Raw genomic sequence first — 25,960 nt, 5'->3', positions numbered from 1 at the left:
ATTTTTATGGTTAGTAAAAACCAAATAAAACTTATAACAAGTTTACAGCAAAAAAAGTATAGAATAGCTAACAAACTGTTCTTTGCAGAAGGTGTAAAGGTAATCCAAGAATTGTTAGATTCTAACTTAGAACTAGATCATTTATATTCTACTCAAAATGATTTTGATAACGTTGAGTCATCAAAGCGAACGCTTATTCATGAAAGTGATTTAAAAAAAATAAGTGCGTTAGCAAATCCTAATACCTGTTTAGCGGTTTTTAAAATTCCTCCACATAAAGAAATAATTTCTTCAGGCCTAATTGTAGCTTTAGATAATGTTAGGGATCCAGGTAATCTAGGTACCATTTTGCGTTTATGTGATTGGTATGGAGTGAAGCAGTTAATTTGTTCTAATGAAACAGTTGATCTTTATAATTCAAAAGTAGTACAAGCTACAATGGGATCTATTAGTAGGGTTAATGTTAGTTATGTAGATTTAAACCTTTATTTGGCTGAAGCCAAATTGCCTCTTTTTGGTACATTTATGGATGGGAATTCTGTTTATAAAACTACTTTACCTAAAGAAGGAATCGTGGTAATGGGGAATGAAGCTAACGGAATTTCGGAAGAAATTGAAAAAATAATCATAAACCGACTCTCAATTCCGCGTTTTGGAGACATCCAAAAAACGGAAAGCTTAAATGTTGCTACCGCAACAGCAATTGTATTAAGTGAGTTTAGGAGGAGTAATTAGTTGATTTTATTTTAGTGAAAAGTAAAATTAACTAAGATTGCTCTGTTTTTTATTGATTCGATATTGCTAGTCCACGGGCTGTTTGGGTCCTTGTCTCGAACAAGCTCATCACCTAAACCAAAAACACCTCTTACAGATGGTGAAAAAATAAAGTACTCTGTGAAAATGTCAATACCCAAACCTAATTCATAATTAGTAGTCCAGGATTTAACTCTAAATTTTTGTTCTAGATTATCGTCTTGTGCTTTTTCATTACTAGATAGATTAAGCGTTGCTGATAGTCCTCCCAGTACATAAGGGCGTACATTTCCTGCTCTCAATCCCATAAGCTTTACCAATAGCGGAAAGTGAATGTAGGTGCTGTTTACTTCTCTTATTGCGTCAATTTCATTTGTAAAACCAGGATATTGCAAATTTCTTTTCGAGTAATACAGTCCTGGCTCAAAACGAAGACTAATGTATTCTTGTAATCGTAGATCACCTACAACTCCTACGTTAAAACCAGTAGTTTTTATCGTTTGTATGTCTGGACCTACAGCTTTATAATCAATTTTATAATCAAAGCTATTGAATCCTAGGTAGTACCCAAAATAAACGCGTTGTTTTTGAAAGTTCTCCAAGTTAAGAATAGGGTTTTTACTAAACATCCCTTTGTTGAATTGTGCGTTCCCTTTAATTGCAATAATAAGGAGTATAAGTAGGACTATTTTTTTCATAGACTTTATATAGTATCTGGACTAATTATTTTTTTGATGCAGAATAAATTGTAGCAACACCAAATGTTTGTGGCAAAGCTACAACATCTATAAACCCAACTTTTCTTAAAATATTGTTTAAAGCTTCGCCATAAGGAAAAGCAGCAGCCGATTCTGATAAATAACCATAGGCAACATTGTCTTTAGAAAATAGTTTTCCTATTAATGGAAGGATGTTTCTACTATAGAAATTATACCCTTGCTTGTAAGGTGTTTTGTCAGGAACCGAAGTTTCTAAAATTACAAATACGCCATTAGGTTTCAGTACTCTTAATATTTCAGTTAATCCTTTTTCTAAAGTTTCGAAGTTGCGAACTCCAAAGGCAACTGTTACTGCGTCAAAGTGATTGTCATCAAATGGCATGTTCTCTGAGTCACCTAAAACCATTTCTATAGTGTTAGATAAGTTTTTTGCAGCAATTTTTTTATCACCTACTTCAAGCATTCCTGCAGAAATATCTAATCCGATAATTTTTTTTGCTTTTGTTTGTGCCATTAATATTGCTAAATCACCTGTTCCGGTTGCAATATCTAAAATAGTTTCAGGATTTTTTTTACTTACAATATCCAATACTTTTTTACGCCATTTAATGTCGATACCAAATGAAATAACACGGTTCAAATTATCGTAATTTCCAGAGATAGTATCGAACATTTGGGCTACTTGTTCTTTTTTACCAAGGGATGAGTCTTTATATGGGGTGATGTTTTTTGACATTTTTTTAAATTTTCACAAATATACTACAATCTGATTTTATTGTTATCTAGTTTTTAGATTTCTCTATAAATATATATACGTTAAGCTTGGTTTTTAGGTTTTTGAGTCAAAAGTAAGTAGTAATGGATTTTTTTGTGAAAATAAATTGAAATATCACTAAAAGTGGGTATTGTGAGGTACGTTTTTAATAACGAGTTTTACATTGTAAAAATATAAGGTATTTTTTGAATGATTAAAAAAGGATTAGTGGCTCAAATCAAGTGGTTGTTACTTGCGTTAATTTTATCGCTTGGCCTTGTGTGCTTTTTTGATGGAGCTGTGTTAAATCACGGCAGCGTAACGACTACGCAAAATACGTTCTTAGGATTAAATTTGTTTTTGGAAATTTTAATTTTCTTTGTCTTTAGTACCTTCGTGGTATTTGGTATTAAAGGCTTTTTTGAGATGTACTCTCAAAAAATTTCTAATGTTATTACCTTCGCTTCTGGAGTGTTTTTAACGTTTGTAATAATTTTGTTATGTTATCAAATATTATTTCAAGGATAAGTCATTTTTCCTAATCATTGTTCAAAGTAAAAACCTTATTTCAAAGGGTTTCTTTTAAAGAAATAATTTGAAAATCAAATTAAGTCCGGTAGTGCACCGGGCTTTTTTTGTTTATAATTGTATGTAAGTACTTTTTATAAATGAAATTACCCCAAAAAAAGCAGTAAATTTTTTTTGGGGTAATTTATTTCATGAAGTGTTTTTATTTTCTTAAGTAAGTCTCGTAAGTAAACTTAAACAGGTGTTTTTCATCTTTCTCGTGAAATTCTGATTTACTGAGTTTCCAGTTTTTACTATTGATTTCAGGAAAGAAAGCGTCTGCTTCAAATTTGTGATGCACTCTAGTGAGTTCAACCTTATCTGCTAAGGGCATTGCTAAAGCGTATATTTCTCCACCTCCTATTACAAATACTTCTTCTTGTTGAGGGCAAATTTTAATTGCTTCTTCAATACTGTTAACTACTATGCAACCTTCCGGTTTGTAGTTGTTTTGCCTTGTTATTACAACATGTGTTCTATTAGGTAGCGGTTTTGGAAAGCTTTCAAATGTTTTTCTTCCCATAATGATATAATGACCTGAAGTAATTGCTTTAAAACGTTTAAAATCATCTGGCAAATGCCAAACTAATTTATTGTCTTTTCCTAGTTCATTGTTTTTAGCTGCCGCAGCAATCATTGTAATCATTGGTTGTAAACTTTATTTAGTAGTATCTTCTATTTGATCTTGTAATTCATTTATTTTGTTTTGTTGTAAAGTAACTAAACGGTCAATCTGCTCTCTTTCCCAGTTTTTATTCATAAAACGATCAGTGATGAAAACTTTAATGAAATGCAGTAGGAAAATAAAAAACCAAGCCGTAATTATCCAGATAAATAAATTGGATTCAGCGCTAAAATTAAAAAGTTTAATCGCTATAAATAAAAATAAGCTTACTAGAAATAAAAGTACAAAATGATAGTAAAGCCCTTTTTTTTGTTTAATTCTTCTACGGGCGTATTCATATAATTCATGTTGTTCTTTTTCCATAAGGCATAATTTTGGTTATAAAGATAAAGTATAAAACGTAATTTTCAACTCCATGTTGTGTAATATTTGAGCTGTGATGGTTCTGTTTTTTTATTCTGATAAAAATATTAGGGCTGTAAAATTATTGAATTAATTAAAATTTAACACCCATTTGTAATTTGTTATAAATCGTACTCGAATTTTACTATGAGTGATATTTTATATTAAATTAGCTAATATATTAAAAATGAAATAATTATGTCTTTAAAAAAGCGGTTTGTAAAGTCAAAACCAGTATGTAAAGTTACATTTATAATTGCTGGAGGTAATGCTGAAAAAGCATCGGTTGTAGGTGATTTTAATGAGTGGAATCCTGAAGTAGGAGTTTTGAGTAAATTGAAAAACGGAAATTTTAAAGGTGTTTTTGATTTAAATAAAGACGCTTCGTATGAATTTAAGTACATGATTGATGGTGCTTATGTTAATGAAACAGAAGCAGATTATTATAAATGGAATGATTATGCTGGGTCTGAAAATGGAGTTTTAGTAGTTTAAACTGAGACGCTTCCTTTTATTCCTGCATGCGGGTCATAACCTTCTAGAGTAAAATCATCAAATGTAAAATCAAAGATGTTTTTAATTTCAGGATTTAAAAGCATTTTAGGTAATTTTTTTGGCTCTCTAGATAGTTGTAACTCTAATTGCTCAAAATGATTATTGTAGATGTGTGCATCGCCAAAAGTATGGATAAACTCTCCGTATTCTAGGTCACATACTTGTGCAATCATCATTGTAAATAGTGCATAAGAAGCAATGTTAAATGGTACGCCCAGAAAAATATCGGCACTTCTTTGATACAATTGGCAAGATAGCTTTCCATCTGCTACGTAAAACTGAAAAAATGCGTGACAGGGTGGAAGTGCTGCTTTGTTATTAGCTACATTTTCTTCAAATGTTTTTGTGGTGTCAGGTAATACAGAAGGGTTCCATGCAGAAACTAACATTCTGCGGCTATTAGGGTTGGTTTTTAATTCGGTAATTAAATCAGTAATTTGATCAATTTCCTCACTATTCCAGTTGCGCCATTGGTGACCGTAAACAGGGCCTAAATCCCCGTTAGAGTCTGCCCAAGCATCCCAGATTTTTACTCCGTTTTCTTGAAGGTATTTAATGTTAGTGTCGCCTTTTAAAAACCATAGCAATTCATGAATAATAGATTTTAGGTGTAACTTCTTAGTAGTTACCATTGGAAAACCTTCGGCTAGATCAAAACGCATTTGGTATCCAAATACACTTTTTGTTCCAGTTCCGGTTCTATCTCCTTTTTGACAACCGTTTTCCATTACGTGTTGTACTAAATCTAAATATTGCTTCATTTGAATTGTTGCTTTGTAATAAAATATAATGTTGTTGAAAATTAATGGGTTTCGCCAGAATAAAATCAAACAAATAATAGGGAGTTATTAGTCTCTTTTAGAAATTTCGTCTCTTATTTTTGCCGCTTTTTCATAATCTTCTTGTTCTACTGCTTGTTGCAATAGATCATTTAATTCCTCTAAACTATGTTTCATGTAGGTGCGACCTAATTGGTTATTATCGGTTTCAGTTCCAAAAGTTTCTGGATTAGAAAGGATGTCATCGATTTCTTGCGAATCACTATCGGTTTCAAGTGGGTTTGCTTTTAGATAAATACCTGCTTTATCAAGAATATTTTTGTAAGTAAAAATAGGAGCGTTAAAACGCAATGCTAAAGCAATAGCATCAGATGTTCTAGCATCTATAATTTCTTCAATTTTATCTCTTTCGCAAATAATACTAGAGTAGAAAACGCCATCTACAAGTTTATGAATAATCACTTGTTTAACTACGATATCAAAACGCTCGGCAAAATTCTTAAATAAATCATGAGTCAATGGACGTGGTGGTTTGATTTCTTTTTCTAGAGCTATAGCAATAGATTGTGCTTCAAATGCACCTATAACAATTGGAAGTTTTCTTTCGCCGTCAACCTCGTTTAGAATAAGCGCGTACGCACCATTTTGAGTTTGACTATAAGAAATTCCTTTAATTGACAATTTAACTAAGCTCATAATTGCTGTAATGTAAAGTACTTGGTACTTAATTTAAAGTTTTTAATATGGAATTAGATTTGGTGCTTTCTTTGTTAAAAAATGGGCATAAAAAAAGCTGCCAAAAACAAAGATACAATTATCTTTTTTGGCAGCTAATTTTTTAATAAATTATTATATTATGAGTTGTGCGCTTTGAATGCTTTTAGTTTCTCAATTAATTGAGGAACTACTTCAAAGGCATCTCCTACGATACCATAATCAGCTACTTTAAAGAAAGGTGCTTCAGGATCAGTGTTGATAACTACTTTTACTTTAGAAGAGTTGATACCTGCAATATGTTGAATTGCTCCAGAGATTCCAATAGCGATATATAAGTTAGTAGCAACAGGTTTTCCTGTTTGTCCTACGTGCTCAGAGTGAGGTCTCCATCCTAAGTCAGAAACTGGTTTTGAACAAGCAGTTGCAGCACCAAGTACTGAAGCTAATTCTTCAATCATTCCCCAGTTTTCTGGTCCTTTTAATCCACGACCTGCAGATACCACGATGTCAGCATCAGCAATAGAAACTTTTCCAGAAACTTTTTCAACTGATTCTACTTTTACTCCAAAGTCATTATCGGCAATAGTTGGGTTAAAGTCTTCTTCTGTTAAAGTTGCTGCGTTTTCAAAAATCCCGTAAGAGTTTTTGGCTAATCCTAATACTTTTACATCAGTTGTAATTTCAGTAATGTTAAAAGCTTTGTTTGAAAAAGCATTTCTTTTTACTTGAAAAGGAGTTGTGCTTACAGGAAGTCCAACAACGTTAGACGCGTAACCAGCATTTAAAGCAACGGCTACAAGTGAAGACAAGTAAATGCTATCAGTTGTAGAAGATAGAACAACCACTTTAGTCGCTTCTTTTTCAGCAGCTTGTTTAATTACATCAGCATAAGCCTTTGCAGTAAAACCCTTAAGTTTATCGTTGTTTACTTTTAATACTTTGTCTACTCCGTATTTTGCTAATTCAGAAACGTCTCCAGCATTTATTGCTACAGCTGTAACTGTTGTTCCTAAAGATTCAGCTATTTTTTTTGCATAAGAAGCCAATTCAAAAGCTACTTTTTTGAATTTTCCTTCTGCTGATTCTGCATATATTAATATTGACATAATTTTAAATTTAAAGATTGGAAAATGTAATTATTTAAAGATTCAATTTCTATGTGAAAGAGAGGTCTTAAATTAAATTACTTTCGCTTCGTTGTGTAATAAATTGATTAACTCATCTAAATTATCTGCAGCAACTAATTTCACTGCTGATTTTGGAGCTGGTTTTTCAAATTTCACTGCTTTAGTATTTACAGCTGCGTCAACTGGTTCAACTACTGCTAATGCTTTTGATCTAGCGGTCATAATTCCTCTCATGTTAGGAATACGTAAATCTTTTTCTTCAACTAATCCTTTTTGACCACCAATGATTAATGGTAATGTTGTAGAAACAGTTTCTTTACCTCCGTCAATTTCACGAACTCCTGTTGCGTTATTTCCATCAACAGTTAATTCCGTACAAGAGTTTAGGAAGTTGTATCCAAGGATTCCAGCAATCATTCCAGGAACCATACCGCCATTGTAGTCTAATGATTCTTTACCAGCAATTACTAAATCGTAACCTCCTGTTTTGATTACTTCGGCTAATTGTTTTGCAACAAAAAATCCATCAGTAGGATTAGCATTAACACGAATTGCTTCGTTAGCTCCTATTGCAAGTGCTTTTCTTAAAGTTGGTTCTGTTTCAGGACCTCCTACGTTTACAACTGTAACTGTAGCTCCTTGTTTCTCTTGAAACCAAATAGCTCTTGTTAAACCAAACTCGTCATTTGGGTTGATTACATATTGTACTCCATTTGTGTCAAATTCTGAATCGCCATTGACGAAATTAATTTTCGAAGTAGTATCAGGAACGTGACTGATGCAAACTAATATTTTCATGGTTGTATGTTTTTAATTTTCGTAATTTCTTTTACAAATTTAAAATAATAATTTGAATAATATACTATGCGTGCATAATATTTTTTTTAACACTATTTCGATTTCGTAGCCCGGATAGGAGTGGTATCCTTGCTGTGGCTCCTTTAGCCACAGCAAGATAAAGCGGATAGCCGGAAATAGCTTCTAATTATTTTAAAGAATTTTATGCATAAAAGTGATTTAAAATATTTATTTTTGCTTTTCGAAAATACACATATACAATATAAATATGAGAACGATACAATTTAGAGAGGCCATTTGCGAAGCGATGAGTGAAGAGATGCGTCATGATGAGTCCATTTATTTAATGGGTGAAGAAGTTGCTGAATATAATGGTGCTTATAAGGCATCTAAAGGTATGCTTGATGAATTTGGTGCAAAAAGAGTTATTGATACTCCTATTGCTGAGTTAGGTTTTACTGGTATTGCTGTAGGTTCAGCGATGAATGGTTGTCGTCCTATTGTTGAATATATGACTTTCAACTTTTGTTTAGTAGGTATTGATCAAATTATAAATAACGCAGCTAAAATGCGTCAAATGACTGGAGGACAATTTAATGTTCCTATCGTTTTTCGTGGTCCAACTGCATCTGCAGGTCAATTAGGTGCGACACACTCACAAGCATTAGAAAACTGGTTTGCTAACACTCCGGGTCTTAAAGTAGTTGTTCCATCTACAGTTTATGATGCTAAGGGGCTTTTAAAAGCTGCTATTCGTGATAATGATCCTGTAATTTTTATGGAATCAGAACAAATGTATGGTGATAAAGGTGAGGTTCCTGATGGAGAATATATAATTCCACTAGGAGTAGCTGATATAAAACGTGAAGGTACTGATGTGACGATTGTTTCTTTTGGAAAAATTATCAAAGAAGCACATATTGCTGCTGAGGAATTAGCCAAAGAAGGAATTTCATGTGAGATTATTGATTTAAGAACGGTACGTCCTATGGATTATGATACGATCTTAAAGTCGGTTAAAAAAACAAATCGTTTGGTGGTTCTTGAAGAGGCTTGGCCTTTTGCAAGTGTTGCTTCGGAGATTACATATATTGTTCAAGAACGTGCTTTTGATTTTCTTGACGCGCCAATACAAAGAATTACTACTGCTGATACACCAGCACCATATTCTCCTGTTTTATTAAAGGAGTGGTTGCCTAATGCTGATGATGTTGTTAAGGCAGTTAAAAAAGTAATGTATAAAAAATAATACATTGCAAATAATACTATTAAAGCTTCATCATACATTAGTGTGATGAAGTTTTTTTTTAAAGTTGAATTATGAAAAAATATATTTTTTTAAGTTTGTTTTTATTGATGACGGTTGCTACTAGTTTGTTTGGGCAAACTAAAGTAAGCGGTGTTATTCTTGATAAAGACAACTTGCCCATTCCTTTTGCTAATGTTGCCTTTAAAGGCTCTAGCGAAGGGATTGTTTCTAACGAAGATGGTCGTTTTTATTTAGAATCACCTAGTACTTATACTGTTTTAACAGTGTCGTCTGTAGGTTTTAATGATAGAGAAATTAATTTGCTGCAAGCGGTAAGTTATAATTTAAAAGTTAAACTGGGGGAGACGGAAACGCTGAATGAAGTGGTTATTTTTACTGGTAAAACATCTAAAAAAGACAATCCTGCACTTGATATTCTTAGAAAGATTTGGGAAAGAAAGCGTAAAAACGGTTTGTATCAGTTTGATCAATATCAAATGGAGAAATATGAAAAGGTTGAGTTTGATATGAATACTATTGATAGCGCTTTCATGAAAAATAAGCTTTTCAAGGGTATGGAGTTTATTTTTGATCATATGGATACATCTAGTGTTACTGGGAAAACCTATTTACCAATATTTATAAATGAGACATTATCTGAAGTTTACGGAAATAATAAACTTAAAAAAGTAAAAGAGAAGCTTAATGCAAATAAAAATTCGGGCTTTAGTGATAACCAGCAAATTTTGTCTTTTGTAAAAGATTTGTATTCTGACTATGATATTTATAACAATCACTTAACTTTTTTTGACAAGAGTTTTACAAGTCCTTTATCAAAAACTGGAATTGATGTTTACAATTACATTTTAAGAGACAGTGCTTACATAGATAAAAAGTGGTGTTATAATATTGTTTTTTATCCAAGAAGAAAAAATGAGTTGACTTTTAAAGGTGACTTTTGGGTAAATGATACCACCTATGCGATTAAGAAAATTAATATGGCTGTTACTAGAAGTGCTAATATTAACTGGGTGAAAGAAATTTATATTGAGCAAGAATTTGATGTTCAAAATGATTCAGTGTTTTTATTAACACGTGATTATATGATGTCAGACTTTGCTTTGAATAAAAAAGAAGGGTCTAAAGGGGTTTATGGAAAAAGAACCACACTTTATGATAGTCATAAATTTAATATAGAGAAACCAGCTGCTTTTTATAAGGAGGAAGTTAATTACATAGATAATGATGTCTATAATCGATCAGATGAATACTGGGATGAAAATCGTTTCGAGAATTTAAATAAAGATGAGAAAGGGATTTATAAAATGCTTGATACTTTACAAACAGTCAAGAAATTCAAGAATTTATATAATTTAGCGTCTATTTTAGGAAGTGGATATATGCAGTTTGGTCATTTTGATTATGGACCCATATTTTCTACTTTTGGTTATAATGAAGTAGAGGGAGTTCGATTGAGAGTAGGAGGTAGAACTTATTTTGGACCTAATGATGCTTGGCGTTTACAAGGGTACACCGCGTACGGATTTGATGATAATAAATTCAAATACGGGTTGTCAGGTAAATGGATGATTGATAAAAAGAAACGTATTATTATCTCTGGAGGTAATCGTAGAGATATTGAGCAAATAGGTGCGAGTTTGACCACCACAAATGATGTTCTAGGTAGAAGTTTTGCTTCGTCATCATTGTTCTCTACAGGGAGCAACGGTAAGCTTACCAATATTAATTTGACTAATGTAGGTATCGAAATGGAGCCTATTAAAAACCTTACTTTTCAAACCGGTTTTTCTTACAGAACCTTAGAGGCAGCTTCGGATAGTTTTAGTTTGGATTATTATACTGATACAGCCAATACGGTTGTAGAAAATAGAGTAAAACAATCTGAGGTGAATTTTCAAGTTGAGTTTACGCCTAATAGAAAAACGATAGGTTATGGTGTAGAAAGGTCAGATGTTGATAGTCCGTTTAGTCGTTTCTATGTAAACTACAGTCATGGATTCAAAGGATTGTTAGGTAGTGATTTTCAGTATGACAGATTGCAGTTGTATTATAAGCAACCTATAATAATAGGGCCATTAGGGCGTTCTAATGTTATAGTTGAGGCGGGTAAAACATTTGGAACTATTCCGTTAGGATTGATGAGTGTGATTCCTGGAAACCAAACTTATTTTACTATTGAGAATACATTTAGTAATCTTAATTTCTATGAGTTTGTTACTGATCAATATGCTACAGTGCAATGGGAACATAATTTTGGAGGAAGACTTTTTTCTAGAATTCCGTTTATGCGTAAACTCAATTGGAGAGAGATTATAGGTGCTAAAGGAGTTTACGGAACAATCTCTGATGCTAATAGAGCAATAAATGCATCTGGCTTGACTTATGTTGCTCCAGAAAGTGTTTACTGGGAATATAGCGCTGGTATTGGTAATATCTTCAAGGTTTTTAGAATTGATTTTGGTTGGAGAGGGAATTACCTAAATACACCAGATGCTCAAAAGTTTACAGTTAAAGGTTCTTTTGGTTTTTATTTCTAATAGCTACACTACTGATTTTAGAGCTTACAAATGTCAAAGTGTTTTAGTGTAAAAGCACCAATTGTTCTTAAAAACTTTGGCATAGGCCAAAATAGTTTAACTTTGATAGCAATATTTAAACTTGTAGTTGGGATTTTTATCGAAATGGATAACCTAATTAGTGACAAATAAATAAGGAAGCTTTTGTAGTATTGCGTTTTAACTGTGATAATTCTTGTAATAAAAAGGATTTTAAACTACTTTTGCCTCCGCATAAAAAGTACATAAGATAACAAAATAATAAAATGACAGCAGACAAAATAACCACTTTCGATGTTTTAATCGAAATTCCAAGAGGAAGTAGAAATAAATACGAGTACGATTTTGAAATAAAAAGAATGCGTTTTGATAGAATGTTATATTCATCGATGATGTATCCAGCTGATTACGGATTTATTCCTGAAACACTAGCTTTAGATGGAGATCCATTAGATGTATTGGTTTTATTGACTGAACCAACTTTTCCTGGATGTGTAATGGAAGTGAAGCCTATTGGTGTTTTTCATATGGCTGATGATAAAGGACCAGACGAGAAAGTAATTTGTGTACCAGTTTCTGATCCTATTTGGAATTCATTAAATGACTTGTCTGATATGAACCCACATTTAATTAAAGAAATTGAACACTTTTTTAGAGTATACAAAGACCTTGAAAACAAAACTGTTGATGTAGGTGGATGGGGAGATGTTACTGAAGCGCATGACATTATTAAAAAATGTACAGACCGTTTTAATGCATTAGAAAACAAACCAGCAGGATTATTTAGTATTAAATAATTTTACGATATAAAGTTCAAAAAGCAATATTCTTAATTGAATATTGCTTTTTTTTTATGCTTATAACTTTTTGATGCTATTTTTATTTCTTTTTTAATTGTTTTAAAAATCAGCTTTTTATTAAAGCTTGGGTTCAAGTTTTGATAATGTGTATTATTTTAAAACAGCTGAGTATTGCCAATCTTCTGGAACAGCAAAAATTAGGTATAATAGTTTAACTTGGGGATAATCCATTCTTTTAATAAATAGAAAGAGGTTACTTCTTATTATGAAGCAACCTCTTTTTTAGTATGTGTAAGGCAATAAACTAAAATAATCCGTTTAATTCGGCATCAATTCTATTAAAAATTGTTCCTAAATCTTCGGGATTATCTACAAAGTTAATGTTGTCTACATCTATAATTAACAATTTTCCACGATCATAAGTGTGGATCCAAGCTTCGTAGCGCTCGTTTAAGCGACTTAAATAATCTATTGATATGGAATTCTCGTATTCACGTCCTCTTTTATGAATTTGTCCCACTAGGTTGGGAATTGAGCTTCTTAAATAAATTAATAAATCAGGAGCTTTAACTGTTGATTCCATTAATTCAAAAAGCGAAGAGTAATTTTGAAAATCACGGTTGGTCATTAATCCCATGGCAAAAAGATTGGGAGCAAAAATATGCGCATCTTCATAAATGGTTCTATCTTGAATGATTTTCTTACCGCTTTCGCGAATTTGCATTACTTGTCTAAAACGACTGTTCAAGAAGTAAATTTGCAAGTTAAAAGACCAGCGCTCCATTTGATGGTAAAAATCATCTAAGTAAGGATTGTCAACGACGTCTTCATAATGGGGTTCCCATTTAAATTGTTTTGCTAACAAACGTGTTAAAGTTGTTTTTCCAGAACCTATATTTCCTGCTACTGCTATGTGCATTACGGTGTTGTGATTTTATAATTGATAATTCCTTCTGATGTAAAAATAGCTAAAATTTGGTCTTTGTAATAGAAATTTTTAAACGTTTTTTCCAAAATTTCAAATTGTTGTATTTCTTTTTTATTTACATCTACATAAAAAAAGTTTCCGTTTTTAAAGTAAATGTATTCTTTTTCATTTAATATTTTAACCATTTCAAAATCAGGGATTTTAGCAATCAAGTTTATTTTACCAAAAATATCGCAACTATACCAATTGTTTTTTTTGTCTATCCAGTAAAAATTATTAAAGTCTGATTGCTCATATTTTGACTGATCCGGGAAAGAAGTTGAGATGTAACGGAAACTATTTTTCAGGTAATTGTAAAGTCCAATTTGCTGGTTTAAACTATCGTAAATCCACAATTGATTTTGTACTGCAATCCCGGTACTACTTGCAATAATGGGGATATTATTCTCTGTCAAATTAATTTTCTGGATTTCGTTAAGTTGGTTGTCTAGTATTATGATTGTGTTAAAGTCTCCGTAAAACAGAATGATTTTAAGTGGGTTTTCTATAATTACTTGGGTAATTTTACCCAGTGAAATATTTTTGTATTCTAAGGATTTGTGGTCTTTAATTCGGTGCAAAACATTGTTTTCGATAAAATAATAAAATTGATAAGAGTCAAAACCAATAAACTGTTCCGCTTGAAATGGAAAGGTATTTATTTTAGTAATATTAATTTTTTCACTCTGCGCTTTCGCAAAAGTGAAATGTAAAACAAGGAATAAAAAAAGCAGTTTTTTCATAAAAGTAAAATTACAATAAACCGCATAATAATAAGTCACAATCTTCGTTATTTCATCTAATATGGTTATTATAAGTTTTTAGTTGAAAAATACTACTTTTACTTATCGATTTTCACATGATGTGACGCTTAATTTAAAACTTAAAAAATGAAAAAAATTGCTCTTTTATTAGCATTATTTGCTTTTGGCTTTGTCAATGCACAGGCACCTTTAGAAAAAGGTGGGATACAATTGAATGGTGGATTAGGATCTTCTGGATGGGGAGGATTAGGATATGTGGGTCTTGATTATGGTCTTCTTCCTAATATTACTATTGGAGCGGAATTATCTTATCAATCTTGGGGAGAAACTAGATATGGTTACGATTATAGCCAAAATGCATTAGGAATACAGGCTAATGGGAATTACCATTTTAATGAATTACTTAATGTTCCAAGTAAGTGGGATGTTTATGCAGGAGCTAGTTTGAATTATTATAATTGGTTTTCAAAAAACGATGTTAATAATAATAGTATTGTTATTTATGATAATACTCCGGATAATATTGGTTTAGGATTACATGTAGGGGGTCGTTATTTTTTCACAGATAACTTTGGTGTAAACTTACAATTAGGAGGAGGTACTTCAGCTAGTGGTGTTAGAGCTGGTATCACATACAAATTGTAATTAAACAATTTAGGTAATTTTAAAAAGGTTGTTTCTTTCTAGAAGCAGCTTTTTTTGTGTTTTATGTAATAGGAAACTTGCGAATTCGTAATGTTATACGAGTTCACTCTGATTAATATGGCAAAAAAAATGGCCATCTGAATAGATAGCCGTTTTAAATTTAAGTATGTTTTTAAATTACAATCCAAAAGCTGTTTTGACTTGATCAACAAAATCTAATTTCTCCCAAGTAAATAACTCAACGTTAACTGTCTTTGTTAATCCTCCTGGTGCTGAGAAAGTTTTTGTTACCGTTTCTGGCGTACGTCCCATGTGTCCGTAAGCAGCTGTTTCGCTATAGATTGGGTTTCTTAACTTTAAACGTTGCTCAATAAAGTAAGGACGCATATCAAAGATTGCTTCTACTTTTTTAGCAATTTCACCATCAGTTAAATTCACCTTTGATGTACCGTATGTTTCTATAAAAATCCCCATTGGTTTTGCAACACCAATAGCATAAGAAACTTGTACTAAAATTTCGTCAGCTACACCTGCAGCAACTAGATTTTTAGCGATATGACGGGTAGCATAAGCAGCACTTCTATCTACTTTACTTGGATCTTTACCCGAAAATGCACCACCACCGTGTGCACCTTTACCTCCATATGTATCAACAATGATTTTTCTACCAGTTAAACCAGTATCACCATGAGGCCCACCAATAACAAATTTACCCGTTGGGTTAATGTGGTATTGAATAGTATCATTAAATAAATGAGCGCTAGCTGGATTTTTAGCAATGATTCTTGGGATTAATATTTCAATGATGTCTTTTTTGATTTTAGCAAGCATAATCGCTTCTTCAGCAAAATCATCGTGTTGTGTAGAGATAACAATCGCCTCAATACGCGTTGGTTTGTTATCGTCACTATATTCTAGAGTAACTTGGGACTTAGCATCAGGACGTAAATAAGTAATTTCGTTATTTTCGCGTCTTAATATGGCTAGTTCTTTTAGTAATTTATGAGACAGGTCTAATGCTAGTGGCATGTAGTTTTCTGTTTCATTTGTAGCATAACCAAACATCATTCCTTGATCACCGGCACCTTGTTCTTCTGGGCTTGAGCGATCAACACCTTGATTGATATCCGCAGATTGCTCATGTATAGCCGAAAGGATACCACAAGAATTTGCTTCAAACATATATTCGCTTTTAGTGTAACCTATTTTTGAGATTACATCACGAGCAATTTGTTGTACGTCTAAGTAGGTATTTGACTTTACTTCTCCAGCCAAAATTACTTGACCTGTAGTTACTAAAGTTTCACATGCTACTTTTGAATTAGCATCAAATGCTAAAAAGTTATCGATTAATGCGTCGGAAATTTGATCTGCAATTTTGTCTGGATGTCCTTCACTCACAGATTCTGACGTAAATAAATATGCCATAATAAATATAAATTTAAAATTAACGGAGGAAAAATAATTGCGGGAAATACTAAAGTAGAGTTTCTGCTTTAGCATTTTTTCTACTGAAAATTTTTCAGCATCCATAATGAATTCATTTCATTATGAAGAGGTTGCAATCAGTTCAAATTTTTCCTCTTGTATTAGAGTGCAAAGGTATGAAACGATTTTGAATTGCAAATTAAACTTAACTTTTTTTTTAAGATAAAAGCATGACAATTGATTAAAGTGAAAAATAACGTTATTAGACTGTATTTATGATGATAAATTGAGCTCTTATTGTATTTTCAAGACGGTCATTTGATCAGGTTAAATGTGAACGTTGCTGTTTTAATTTGTAATTGAGCGCGTTTATAATAATAGTACAATCAGGGTTGTGTTTTGTAAAATGAGATCTTGTTTGCTAGCCCTGATCGCAGCGGTATCCTCTTGTATTGCGCTAGCAAATACAGGAGATTTAGCGAAGAGCAGGAGGGGTGTTCTTGAATACGGAATCTTCTGCTTCAAATTAATGTTGCTTTAGTTATTGTGGGATAAATTATTTCAAGGCCTCTTTGAATTTGTTTTAATTTCAATATTATTAAAAAACAACAAATACTAGTAAATTTGTTAATTATGCTGAGATAGTTTGGTGGTTTGGTAATTAGTTTGCAAATTTGGAATATAAAATAATAACAATGGCTGTAATTAAACAAATGATGTGCACTAAGTTTCAGGATATTTCCTGGGAATGCTCTATTGTTTGAATCTAAATATAACTAAGATTTTTTGCAAAGCCTCCCATGATATTGGGAGGTTTTTTTTTGAAATTAATAATCGTATTAACACTAATAAATAAACTAATTATGAGTACTAATAAATTTGAAACAAACGCATTGCATGCAGGTCATGATGTAACAAAGCACGCAGGAACGAGAGCAGTGCCTATTTACCAAACTTCATCGTATGTTTTTGATAATTCAGAACATGCAGCAAACCTATTCGGACTTTCTGAAGCTGGGTATATCTATACGAGACTTAATAATCCTACTAATGACATTCTGGAGCAACGTTTGGCTGCATTAGAGGGCGGAATAGGAGCTGTAGTGACTGCTTCAGGTACTGCGGCCATCACAACAGCTTTATTAGTGTTGTTAAAAACGGGAGACCACATTGTGGCTTCGAGCAGTTTGTATGGTGGAACCTTCAACTTATTGCAAACAACTTTACCACGACTAGGAATTACAACCACTTTTGTAGACCCTTTTGACCCGGCTAATTTTACTAAGGCAGCGAATGAGAATACAAAAGTGTTTTTTATCGAAAGTTTAGGTAACCCAAAGTTAGATGTATTAGATATTGAGGCTATTTCTGCTGAAGCAAAAGCATTAAAAGTGCCTTTAATTGTAGATAACACGGTTGCTTCTCCCTATTTACTGAATCCAATAGCGCACGGAGCAAATATTGTTATTCATTCTTTGACAAAATACATATCAGGTAATGGTACCTCTTTAGGAGGTGTTATAGTTGATGCGGGAACTTTTGACTGGAGTAGTGGTCGTTTTCCAGAGTTTACAACACCTAATGCTGGTTATCATGGTTTGGTTTATCATGAAGCTTTAGGAAACGCTGCTTTTATAGCAAGAGTGCGTATAGAAGGACTACGTGATTATGGAGCTGCTTTGAGTCCGTTTAATGCGTTTCAAATCATTCAAGGCTTAGAGACATTAGCTGTTCGTGTAAAAAGACACAGCGAAAACGGATTAGCCTTAGCGCAATGGTTAGAAAGTCAAGATCAAGTGGCTTGGGTTAATTATCCAGGATTGCAATCAAGCAAATACCACGAATTAGCGAAACGTTATTTGCCAAAGGGACAAAACGGTTTAGTGACCTTTGGTTTAAAAGGTGGTTTTGAAGCGGCAAAAAAAGTAGCCGATGATACAAAGTTGTTTTCGTTGTTGGCTAATATTGGAGATACAAAATCATTAATTATTCATCCAGCAAGTACAACGCACCAACAATTATCTGATGAACAACAATTGGCTTCGGGGGTTTCTAAGGATTTAATTCGGCTTTCTGTAGGTTTGGAAGATATTGATGATTTAAAATCCGACTTAAAAGCAGTTTTTGATTTTTTGTAAGAATTTATAAAGAGCGATTATTATCGATTAAAAACAGTTTTTAGGACTAAATGTAAGGTGAGTTTTATACTATTATAATCTCGGTTTATAACATTACAATATTTTGCTTAAATAAGCGTTAAAATGTTGAATATCATTAGGAAAACAGGAAAAAAATACTGAAATTTGTCTCAAGAAAATACCAAAGATGAATTTAATCATTATTGTAAATTTTAAAACTATTTCGGAATCATCCGCAAGGAAGTGATTGCCTTACATTATATCTATAATTAAGCATCAGCCTTCCTATATTATTGGAGGGCTTTTTTATTAAAATAATTTAGAATTTAAAGATAATTAATATGGGAAAACATTTTTTTAGAAATAATAAATCGCTACTGATTACCTTATTTGCGAAAATTTGTTGATACACCAAAAGTATAAGTTATTATAACTTAAACCCTTTTGGTATACACCCAAAAGGGTTTTTTTATAGTATTTAAATAGAATAAAGAGTAATAAACAAGCAAGGATAAACATAACAACAATTAAATAAGTAGACACATGGGGACAATTAGTAGAATTACCAGAGCAGTAAGTTTTTTAAAGAATTTAAAGGCTAAAAAAAATATTATAAAAATTACAGTTGATGATTTAGTTCATCCAAGATTTGGCATCAATGATACAAATGCTAATGATTTAAATAAATCGCCAAATTCGTTACAGTTTTTGATGTATTCAAAGGAAAACGATACTCTTTTTATCTAATTGATAGCGAGCTGTCTTTATAGTGATTTACACGCGAGGAATTTCTGAATTGTTATGTTCAGTGATGTCTTGCGTTTTTTTGTTACATTATGTTTTATATCCTAAAAGGGCGCTATTATTATTTGCTTGTTAAAAAAAATAATAGTTAATTTGTATCTTTAAGTTCACACACGTATTGAAATGTTATAAAGAAAGGACGAGGGATTAGACCCGATGAAGCCTTAGCAACCCTTCGAGAAATCGAAGAAGGTGCTGCATTCTACCACTCCCAAAAGTGGAAAGATAACAACAAGAATTTCTCTAGTATTTACCTAGTTTTTTCTTTTTAATATTTCCAAATACAAATCAAAATCAATAAAAGATTTGACATTGGAAAATAAACCAACACATATAGCCATACATAATTTCACCACACACAATGGTGCTGTTTATGCTACCTTAAACTTAAGTTATCAGGTTTTTGGCGCCCCATTGCATACTGCTCCCATTATTTTAATTAATCATGCCTTGACTGGAAATTCTCAAGTGATTGGAGAGTCGGGTTGGTGGAATGATATTGTAGGCATAGACAAAACAATTGATACTCGAAAATATACCATCGTCTCCTTTGATGTGCCTGGTAATGGTTTCAACTCAGCTACCATTGAGAACTACAGAGATTTTATTGCTAGAGATATCGCTCGAATATTTATCGAAGGACTTCGCGTTTTAAAGATTGATTCTTTATTTGCCCTTATCGGAGGCTCGGTAGGAGGTGGAATTGCCTGGGAAATTTTGGCCTTAGAGCCTAAACTAGCGCAAAACTTTATTCCCATAGCCACAGATTGGAAAGCGACAGATTGGTTGATTGCCAATTGTTATTTACAAGAGCAAATTTTGAATAATTCTAAAAAGCCAATTGAAGATGCGCGCATACATGCCATGTTGTGTTATCGCACGCCAGAGTCATTTAAGGAAAAATTTAATCGTGACATTAATGTACAGCTAGAGACTTTTCAAGTGGAGAGTTGGCTGAACTATCATGGAGAAAAACTAGAAAAAAGATTTCAACTTGCGGCTTACAAAATGATGAATCAGCTTTTAAAAACGATTGATATTACTCGGAATCACGAGTCTTTAGAATCAATCATTTCAAGAGTAGAAGCCAATATTTATATCGTAGGAATTAATTCTGATTTGTTTTTTACAGCAAAGGAGAATAGAGAAACCTACATGGAAATCAAGAAATTTAAAAATAATGTATTCTACAGTGAGATTGACTCTGCACATGGTCATGATGCTTTCTTGATGGAATACGAACAATTAGACAATTTATTAGAAGTTGTTTTCAAAAATAAAAAACAGATGAAAATAGTAAAATTTGGTGGAAAATCTTTAGCTAATGGCGAAGGTATCGATACAGTTGTAAATATAATCGAGAATAAAATTAAGCAAGATGAAAAAATAGCAATTGTGGTGTCGGCACGAGGGAAAGCAACTGATGAGTTAGACGATATCTTGACAATTGCTGCCAAAAACGGAAATTATAAGCCACTGCTAGAAAGTTTTAAAACCTACCAAAAGGATGGTTTTGATGCAGTCGATTTTTCGGCAGAATTTGATAAACTGGACAAACTATTTGAAGGCGTAAGCTTGATTGGTGATTATAGCGACAAAATTAAAGACCAAGTACTAGCGCAAGGAGAAGTGCTTGCTGCGAAACTAGTGGTGTTTTTGTTAAACCAAAAAAACATTCCTGCAAAGCTGGCCGATACAAGAGAATTAATTATCACCGATTCAAATTTTGGTGATGCACAGCCATTAGATGCTATTTCGAAAAAGAATGTTATCCAAGTTTTTAAAGAAAATAAAGATTCGGTTTTAGTACTTACAGGTTTTATTGGTTCAAATGCGAAACAGGAAACAACTACTCTAGGTAGAAACGGAAGTAATTATACGGCTTCTTTGATCGCAAATTATATCAATGCCGAAGAATTGCAAAACTTCACACATGTAGACGGAATATACACGGCCAATCCTGAGTTGGTTCTTGATGCTAAAAAAATCGAATCCTTATCTTATAACGAGGCGAATGAAATGGCCAATTTTGGGGCGAATATTTTGCACGCCAAAACAATCATTCCGTTGTTAGAAAAAAATATTCCACTGCGTATTTTGAATACGTTCAATCATGAAAATAAAGGAACATTAATTACTTCAAACTCTAATGAAAGCGGAATTAAAACCTTGTCTGTTTTAGAGAATGTGTCTTTGGTTAATCTTGAAGGAAGGGGATTGTTAGGGAAAACAGGAGTTGATGCCCGTATTTTTAAAGTAATGGGTGACAATGACATTAGTGTAAGTATTATTTCGCAAGGTTCGTCAGAACGTGGAATTGGCCTTGTAGTAGCGGCTGATAAAGCCACAAAAGCGATGATCGAACTAGAAAAAGAATTCGAAAATGATTTCTATTCTAAAGATGTCAATAAAATTACGGTGGTCGATAATGTATCGGTGATTTCGATAATTGGTCAAGATTTGAGTACGTTTCATAAGCCTTATACCGCTTTGATTAAAAACAAAATCGTTCCTATCTTATTTAATAATACCGTTACGGGTAAAAATGTAAGTTTGGTGGTGAAAAAGTCTGAGCTCAACAAAGCGCTGAATGTTATTCACGGAGAAATTTTTGGTGTAGCCAAGAAAATAAATATTGCTATTTTCGGACATGGATTAGTGGGAGGAACATTGATTAACCAAATTCTGGAATCGGCAAAAGCCATTGAAAAAAGAAAAGATATTAAGCTGAATGTTTTTGCTATCGCCAACTCTAAGAAAGTGCTTTTAAATAAAAACGGAGTTGCCGCTGATTGGAAAAACCAAATTGATACTAATGGCGCTTCGTACACTATTGATGATGTGATCGCTTATGCAAATGAACATCATTTAGAGAATTTGATCGCAGTTGACAATACTGCGAGTGCTACTTTTGTGGAAAATTATATTCCGTTAGCAGAGCATAGTTTTGATTTGATTTCGTCTAATAAAGTAGCCAATACCTTGAGTTATGGTTTTTATAAAGAATTGCGAAATGTACTAGCCGAAAATCAAAAGAATTATCTGTACGAAACCAATGTTGGTGCCGGTTTACCGCTTATCGATACTATTAAGTTGCTACACCTTTCGGGAGAGAATATCACTAAAATCAAAGGGGTATTCTCAGGAACTTTGAGTTATTTGTTCAATCATTTTTCTGCTAAGGATGTTCCGTTCAGCGAAATATTAAAGGAAGCAATTGACAGTGGATTCACAGAGCCCGACCCAAGAGAAGATTTGTGTGGGAATGACGTGGGAAGAAAATTATTGATCTTAGCTAGAGAATTGGATTTACAAAACGAGTTTGATGAGGTTGCTATCCAAAATTTAATTCCGGAACATTTACGTGAAGGTAGCGCTGCTGATTTCTTGACGAAATTGAAAGAGTTTGATCCTATTTATGATAAAATAAAAAAAGATCAAAAACCGAATCACGTATTGAGATACATAGGGGAGTTGTCTGGAGATTTACAACATGACAAAGGAATTTTGGAAGTAAAATTAGTTTCCGTACCTTCGGATACTGCTTTGGGTGGACTTAAAGGTTCTGATTCTTTCTTCGAAATATATACGGAGTCGTATGGAGATCGTCCAATCGTAATACAAGGAGCCGGAGCTGGATCAGCGGTTACTGCGAGAGGTGTTTTTGGAGATATTTTGAGATTATCGGATAAAGGATAAAATTGGATAATTAGATCCTAAAATTAAGTACTTTTGAATTTAAACTAAAATAAAAAAAATGAAGAAAATTATTGTCCTTTTTTGTTTAATGTCAATAAGCATGCAGGCAAAATTTATAAAAGCAACACTTACTTTTGAAAATGGTACCACAAAAGAAGGTTTTGCAGAAATGGTTGAAATAAATGATTCAAAAGTTAAGTTTAGACTTACTGAAAAGGGGGATACCGAAAAAATACTAAGTGAAGGTCTTAAAAAAATAGAGTTTAGCGATAGCGAAGGCAATATATCTATAGCTGAAAGACTTTTTATTAATACTGACAAAGGAGAAAAAGGAATTAAGCAAACGGGCAAGAAATATTGGCTTTATGTTGTTTATTCGAAGGGTATTAAGCTTGCAGTTGATATTGCTGTGTCAACATTTAGATATAACCCTTCAAATGGGACTAGTACAGGAATGAGCGGAGGTACAATTCTTTATATGGGTAAAGAAAAAGAAGATGGTGTGTTTTTTATTTTTTATTTGTCTGACATGATGTCTATTAATGTAGGTTTAGATAAAACAGTTAGAAAGCATTGTGATTTATTATTTAAAGATTGTCCAAAATTTTTAGCTGCTGTAAATGCTGAAAATTTCAAAAAAACAACTTTGATAAACAAATTAATAGAGTTGTATGAAACCAATGATTGCAACAAACCTGCTAAAGTAGAAGCTCCGAAAAAAGCTAGTCCTAAAAAGAAAAAATAATAAAGTTTTATCTAAGGAATATAAAAATATAAGTTGTTAGCGTTTTTAAGGCTAGTTTATCCGCATTTAAAATAAGCAATAACAATGTTCAAAAAAATACATTATGAAAATTACATTAAATAGAGTAAACGACAATTTCCATTTCGAATTAAAAAACGAACGTGGTCACATAGTAAATGTAGACAGCCGTCCAGAATTTGGTGGAGATGATCAAGGACCAAGCCCAATGGAATTAGTATTAATGGGAGTTGCTGGATGTAGTGCCATTGATATGATTTCGATTCTAAAAAAACAACGCCAAGTGATCACTTCATTCAAAGCTGAGGTCGAAGGAGAACGCGTGCAAGTAGGCGAAGCAAAACCTTTTAAAGACATCTATTTGGTGTTTCATTTGGAAGGGGATATTAAAGAAGACAAAGCGGCAAAAGCGGCCCAACTTTCTTTTGATAAATATTGCTCGGTTTCTAAAACATTAGAACCTACAGCGACAATACATTACAAAGTAGTTTTGAATGGAATCCCCCTAACCCCCGAAGGGGGAACGCTATAGATTATGGTGAAAGTCACAATCTGAGAGAATTAATAATATTTAGTAACAATTTAAATCACCCCAGTATCAATTCCCCCTTTGGGGGTGAGGGGGCTATTTTATGGAAAATAATAATTTCGGTTTTGAAACTGAAGCCATCCGCACCCAATTAGAACGCACTCAATATTTAGAACATTCGGTTCCTTTGTACTTAACTTCAAGTTTTGTATTTGAAGATGCCGAAGACATGCGTGCCTCGTTTGCCGAAGAAAAAGACCGAAATATCTATAGCCGCTACAGCAATCCAAATACTAACGAGTTTGTAGAAAAGGTATGTAAAATGGAAGGAGCAACTGCTGGTTTTGCCTTTGCTTCTGGGATGGCTGCGGTGTATTCGACCATGGCTGCTTTATTGAAATCTGGTGATCATATTGTCTCGTCAAGTAGTGTTTTTGGAGCGACGCATTCCTTGTTTGTGAACTATTTTCCAAAATGGAACATTCAAACATCCTACTTTGACATCAATAAACCAGAAACTATCGAGAGTTTCATCACCCCAGATACAAAGATTCTTTTTGCAGAATCACCAACAAATCCTGCGGTTGACATTATTGATTTGGAATTGCTTGGAAAAATTGCCAAAAAGTACAATCTAATTTTAGTAATTGACAACTGTTTTGCAACTCCTTATTTGCAGCAACCTATAAAATGGGGAGCACATTTGGTAGTGCATTCGGCTACGAAGTTAATGGACGGACAAGGAAGAGTTTTAGGCGGAATTACAGTTGGTGATCCTGAACTGATTCAAAAAATATATTTGTTTAGTCGCTTGACAGGTCCCTCATTATCACCGTTTAATGCTTGGGTTTTGTCTAAGAGTTTGGAGACTTTGGCTATTCGATTAGACAGACATTGCGAAAATGCAATGAAAGTTGCGGAGTTTTTAGAGCAGCATCCCAATGTAAATAAAGTGAAATATCCGTTTTTGAGATCGCATCCGCAACACGAAATCGCCAAAAAACAAATGAAAGCTGGTGGTAACATTGTCGCTTTCGAAATAAAAGGTGGACTGGAAGCAGGTCGAAATTTTTTAGATAAGATAAAACTGTGTTCGCTTTCGCCAAATTTAGGTGACACAAGAACCATTGTTACACATCCTGCCTCTACAACGCATAGTAAATTATCTGTGGAGGAACGCTTAAAAGTTAGTATTTCAGATGGTTTGGTACGTGTATCTGTAGGATTAGAAACAGTCGCTGATGTCATTGCAGATTTAAATCAGGCTTTAGATTAAATTGGGTGCTTGTTATTGCGAAAATTAGATTGTAGATTTGGTATCAATAATGAAATAAATATCAGTTACTAAATTATGCTTTCAAAGAAAACTAAATACGGAATCAAAGCTTTGACTTTTTTGGCTCGCCAAGAAGATCAAACACCGGTTGCCATTGCTGATATTGCAAAAAGTGAAAATATTTCTGTTAAGTTTTTAGAAAGTATATTATTGCTATTACGTCATTCTGGTTTTTTAGGTGCTAAAAAAGGAAAAGGCGGAGGTTATTATTTAATCAAAGAGCCAAAGGACATTAATATGGCCAAAGTATACCGAATCCTTGAAGGACCGATTGCCTTATTGCCATGTGCTAGTCATAATTTTTATGAAAAGTGTGACGACTGTCAAGATGAGGTTTCTTGCGCAGTTCGAAAATTAATGACTGAAGTAAGAGACAATACACTACAAATATTAGAGAATAATACACTGGCAGATATTGCCTTTTAAATGCGTGAATCCGTTTGTGATTAAAATATAAAAAGCCCCT

25 protein-coding genes and 1 riboswitch are annotated in these 25,960 nt (G+C 33.0%); of the genes, 14 read left to right on the top strand and 11 right to left on the bottom strand.

Going from position 1 to position 25,960, the window contains the following annotated elements; translation table 11 throughout:
* The first annotated feature begins 6 nt into the window (after positions 1 to 6).
* Complete coding sequence (locus ACVEGE_RS04920; RefSeq protein WP_192501135.1) at positions 7 to 735, top strand: TrmH family RNA methyltransferase; 729 nt, start codon at positions 7 to 9, stop codon at positions 733 to 735.
* An 11-nt stretch (positions 736 to 746) separates the two neighbouring features.
* Here the strand turns inward: ACVEGE_RS04920 and porT are convergent, their stop codons facing one another.
* Both porT and ubiE read right to left on the bottom strand, forming a co-directional pair.
* Positions 747 to 1,451 (bottom strand): type IX secretion/gliding motility protein PorT/SprT, encoded by a 705-nt coding sequence (gene porT, locus ACVEGE_RS04915; RefSeq protein ID WP_192501136.1) that lies wholly within the window; start codon positions 1,449 to 1,451, stop codon positions 747 to 749.
* 25 nt (positions 1,452 to 1,476) lie between these two features.
* Positions 1,477 to 2,208 carry a bifunctional demethylmenaquinone methyltransferase/2-methoxy-6-polyprenyl-1,4-benzoquinol methylase UbiE gene (gene ubiE, locus ACVEGE_RS04910; RefSeq protein WP_192501137.1) on the bottom strand — a complete coding sequence of 244 codons (732 nt, stop codon included), beginning with the start codon at positions 2,206 to 2,208 and terminating at the stop codon, positions 1,477 to 1,479.
* Positions 2,209 to 2,436: 228 nt separating this feature from the next.
* Here ubiE and ACVEGE_RS04905 point away from each other — a divergent pair, with 228 nt between their 5' ends.
* A complete protein-coding gene (locus tag ACVEGE_RS04905; RefSeq protein WP_217424418.1) occupies positions 2,437 to 2,754 on the top strand; it encodes a hypothetical protein in 318 nt (105 codons plus the stop codon).
* A gap of 202 nt (positions 2,755 to 2,956) precedes the next feature.
* Here the strand turns inward: ACVEGE_RS04905 and ACVEGE_RS04900 are convergent, their stop codons facing one another.
* Both ACVEGE_RS04900 and ACVEGE_RS04895 read right to left on the bottom strand, forming a co-directional pair.
* Positions 2,957 to 3,439, bottom strand: a complete 483-nt coding sequence (locus tag ACVEGE_RS04900) for a dihydrofolate reductase (RefSeq protein ID WP_192501138.1) — start codon at positions 3,437 to 3,439, stop codon at positions 2,957 to 2,959.
* Positions 3,440 to 3,451: 12 nt separating this feature from the next.
* Positions 3,452 to 3,781 carry a 2TM domain-containing protein gene (locus tag ACVEGE_RS04895; RefSeq protein ID WP_173853651.1) on the bottom strand — a complete coding sequence of 110 codons (330 nt, stop codon included), beginning with the start codon at positions 3,779 to 3,781 and terminating at the stop codon, positions 3,452 to 3,454.
* Positions 3,782 to 4,018: 237 nt separating this feature from the next.
* Between ACVEGE_RS04895 and ACVEGE_RS04890 the strand changes: the two genes are divergently transcribed.
* Entirely contained in the window at positions 4,019 to 4,315 is a 297-nt protein-coding gene (locus tag ACVEGE_RS04890) for an isoamylase early set domain-containing protein (protein ID WP_173853652.1), read from the top strand.
* On the opposite strand, the gene ACVEGE_RS04885 is transcribed toward ACVEGE_RS04890, so the two are convergent.
* The 4 genes from ACVEGE_RS04885 to ACVEGE_RS04870 all read right to left on the bottom strand — a co-directional run bounded on the left by ACVEGE_RS04885 (position 4,312) and on the right by ACVEGE_RS04870 (position 7,796).
* The gene (locus tag ACVEGE_RS04885; protein WP_173853653.1) at positions 4,312 to 5,136 is read right to left on the bottom strand and encodes a thymidylate synthase; all 825 of its coding nucleotides are present in this window, start codon (positions 5,134 to 5,136) and stop codon (positions 4,312 to 4,314) included. The genes ACVEGE_RS04890 and ACVEGE_RS04885 overlap by 4 nt on opposite strands.
* Positions 5,137 to 5,223: 87 nt before the next feature.
* Positions 5,224 to 5,850: a bifunctional nuclease family protein gene (locus ACVEGE_RS04880; protein ID WP_192501139.1), complete on the bottom strand. Its 627-nt coding sequence runs from the start codon at positions 5,848 to 5,850 to the stop codon at positions 5,224 to 5,226.
* A 158-nt stretch (positions 5,851 to 6,008) separates the two neighbouring features.
* Positions 6,009 to 6,977, bottom strand: a complete 969-nt coding sequence (locus ACVEGE_RS04875) for an electron transfer flavoprotein subunit alpha/FixB family protein (RefSeq protein WP_173853655.1) — start codon at positions 6,975 to 6,977, stop codon at positions 6,009 to 6,011.
* 72 nt (positions 6,978 to 7,049) lie between these two features.
* The gene (locus ACVEGE_RS04870; protein WP_173853656.1) at positions 7,050 to 7,796 is read right to left on the bottom strand and encodes an electron transfer flavoprotein subunit beta/FixA family protein; all 747 of its coding nucleotides are present in this window, start codon (positions 7,794 to 7,796) and stop codon (positions 7,050 to 7,052) included.
* A gap of 268 nt (positions 7,797 to 8,064) precedes the next feature.
* Here ACVEGE_RS04870 and ACVEGE_RS04865 point away from each other — a divergent pair, with 268 nt between their 5' ends.
* The 3 genes from ACVEGE_RS04865 to ACVEGE_RS04855 all read left to right on the top strand — a co-directional run bounded on the left by ACVEGE_RS04865 (position 8,065) and on the right by ACVEGE_RS04855 (position 12,418).
* Positions 8,065 to 9,045, top strand: coding sequence for a pyruvate dehydrogenase complex E1 component subunit beta (locus ACVEGE_RS04865; RefSeq protein ID WP_173853657.1), 981 nt, complete (start codon positions 8,065 to 8,067; stop codon positions 9,043 to 9,045).
* Between the two features lie 71 nt (positions 9,046 to 9,116).
* Positions 9,117 to 11,603, top strand: a complete 2,487-nt coding sequence (locus tag ACVEGE_RS04860; RefSeq protein ID WP_192501140.1) for a DUF5686 family protein — start codon at positions 9,117 to 9,119, stop codon at positions 11,601 to 11,603.
* 284 nt (positions 11,604 to 11,887) lie between these two features.
* The gene (locus ACVEGE_RS04855; RefSeq protein WP_173853659.1) at positions 11,888 to 12,418 is read left to right on the top strand and encodes an inorganic diphosphatase; all 531 of its coding nucleotides are present in this window, start codon (positions 11,888 to 11,890) and stop codon (positions 12,416 to 12,418) included.
* 307 nt (positions 12,419 to 12,725) lie between these two features.
* On the opposite strand, the gene ACVEGE_RS04850 is transcribed toward ACVEGE_RS04855, so the two are convergent.
* Both ACVEGE_RS04850 and ACVEGE_RS04845 read right to left on the bottom strand, forming a co-directional pair.
* Positions 12,726 to 13,340: a deoxynucleoside kinase gene (locus ACVEGE_RS04850; protein ID WP_173853660.1), complete on the bottom strand. Its 615-nt coding sequence runs from the start codon at positions 13,338 to 13,340 to the stop codon at positions 12,726 to 12,728.
* Entirely contained in the window at positions 13,340 to 14,131 is a 792-nt protein-coding gene (locus ACVEGE_RS04845) for a hypothetical protein (protein WP_192501141.1), read from the bottom strand. Before ACVEGE_RS04845 ends, ACVEGE_RS04850 begins: the two co-directional genes overlap by 1 nt.
* A gap of 147 nt (positions 14,132 to 14,278) precedes the next feature.
* On the opposite strand from ACVEGE_RS04845, the gene ACVEGE_RS04840 reads away from it, so the two are divergent.
* Positions 14,279 to 14,797 (top strand): outer membrane beta-barrel protein, encoded by a 519-nt coding sequence (locus ACVEGE_RS04840; RefSeq protein ID WP_192501142.1) that lies wholly within the window; start codon positions 14,279 to 14,281, stop codon positions 14,795 to 14,797.
* A 177-nt stretch (positions 14,798 to 14,974) separates the two neighbouring features.
* Here the strand turns inward: ACVEGE_RS04840 and metK are convergent, their stop codons facing one another.
* Positions 14,975 to 16,225, bottom strand: coding sequence for a methionine adenosyltransferase (gene metK, locus ACVEGE_RS04835; RefSeq protein ID WP_173856174.1), 1,251 nt, complete (start codon positions 16,223 to 16,225; stop codon positions 14,975 to 14,977).
* Positions 16,226 to 17,088: 863 nt separating this feature from the next.
* Here metK and ACVEGE_RS04830 point away from each other — a divergent pair.
* The 7 genes from ACVEGE_RS04830 (at position 17,089) to ACVEGE_RS04800 (ending at position 25,920) form a co-directional block, all read left to right on the top strand.
* Positions 17,089 to 18,363, top strand: coding sequence for an O-acetylhomoserine aminocarboxypropyltransferase/cysteine synthase family protein (locus tag ACVEGE_RS04830; RefSeq protein ID WP_192501143.1), 1,275 nt, complete (start codon positions 17,089 to 17,091; stop codon positions 18,361 to 18,363).
* Positions 18,364 to 18,906: 543 nt separating this feature from the next.
* The gene (locus ACVEGE_RS04825) at positions 18,907 to 19,110 is read left to right on the top strand and encodes a hypothetical protein (RefSeq protein WP_173853665.1); all 204 of its coding nucleotides are present in this window, start codon (positions 18,907 to 18,909) and stop codon (positions 19,108 to 19,110) included.
* 180 nt (positions 19,111 to 19,290) lie between these two features.
* A riboswitch (SAM riboswitch) is annotated at positions 19,291 to 19,399 on the top strand.
* 80 nt (positions 19,400 to 19,479) lie between these two features.
* Positions 19,480 to 22,866 carry a bifunctional aspartate kinase/homoserine dehydrogenase I gene (gene thrA, locus ACVEGE_RS04820; protein WP_192501144.1) on the top strand — a complete coding sequence of 1,129 codons (3,387 nt, stop codon included), beginning with the start codon at positions 19,480 to 19,482 and terminating at the stop codon, positions 22,864 to 22,866.
* Positions 22,867 to 22,924: 58 nt separating this feature from the next.
* Positions 22,925 to 23,611, top strand: coding sequence for a hypothetical protein (locus tag ACVEGE_RS04815; protein ID WP_192501145.1), 687 nt, complete (start codon positions 22,925 to 22,927; stop codon positions 23,609 to 23,611).
* Positions 23,612 to 23,714: 103 nt separating this feature from the next.
* Positions 23,715 to 24,161 carry an OsmC family protein gene (locus ACVEGE_RS04810; RefSeq protein WP_192501146.1) on the top strand — a complete coding sequence of 149 codons (447 nt, stop codon included), beginning with the start codon at positions 23,715 to 23,717 and terminating at the stop codon, positions 24,159 to 24,161.
* Positions 24,162 to 24,261: 100 nt separating this feature from the next.
* Positions 24,262 to 25,434, top strand: a complete 1,173-nt coding sequence (locus ACVEGE_RS04805) for a trans-sulfuration enzyme family protein (RefSeq protein ID WP_192501147.1) — start codon at positions 24,262 to 24,264, stop codon at positions 25,432 to 25,434.
* Positions 25,435 to 25,509: 75 nt separating this feature from the next.
* Positions 25,510 to 25,920: an RrF2 family transcriptional regulator gene (locus ACVEGE_RS04800; RefSeq protein WP_173839279.1), complete on the top strand. Its 411-nt coding sequence runs from the start codon at positions 25,510 to 25,512 to the stop codon at positions 25,918 to 25,920.
* Positions 25,921 to 25,960: the final 40 nt, after the last annotated feature.

The sequence above is a fragment of the Flavobacterium sp. PL002 genome, assembly GCF_054165825.1.
This window is presented reverse-complemented; position numbering and strand designations above follow the sequence as displayed.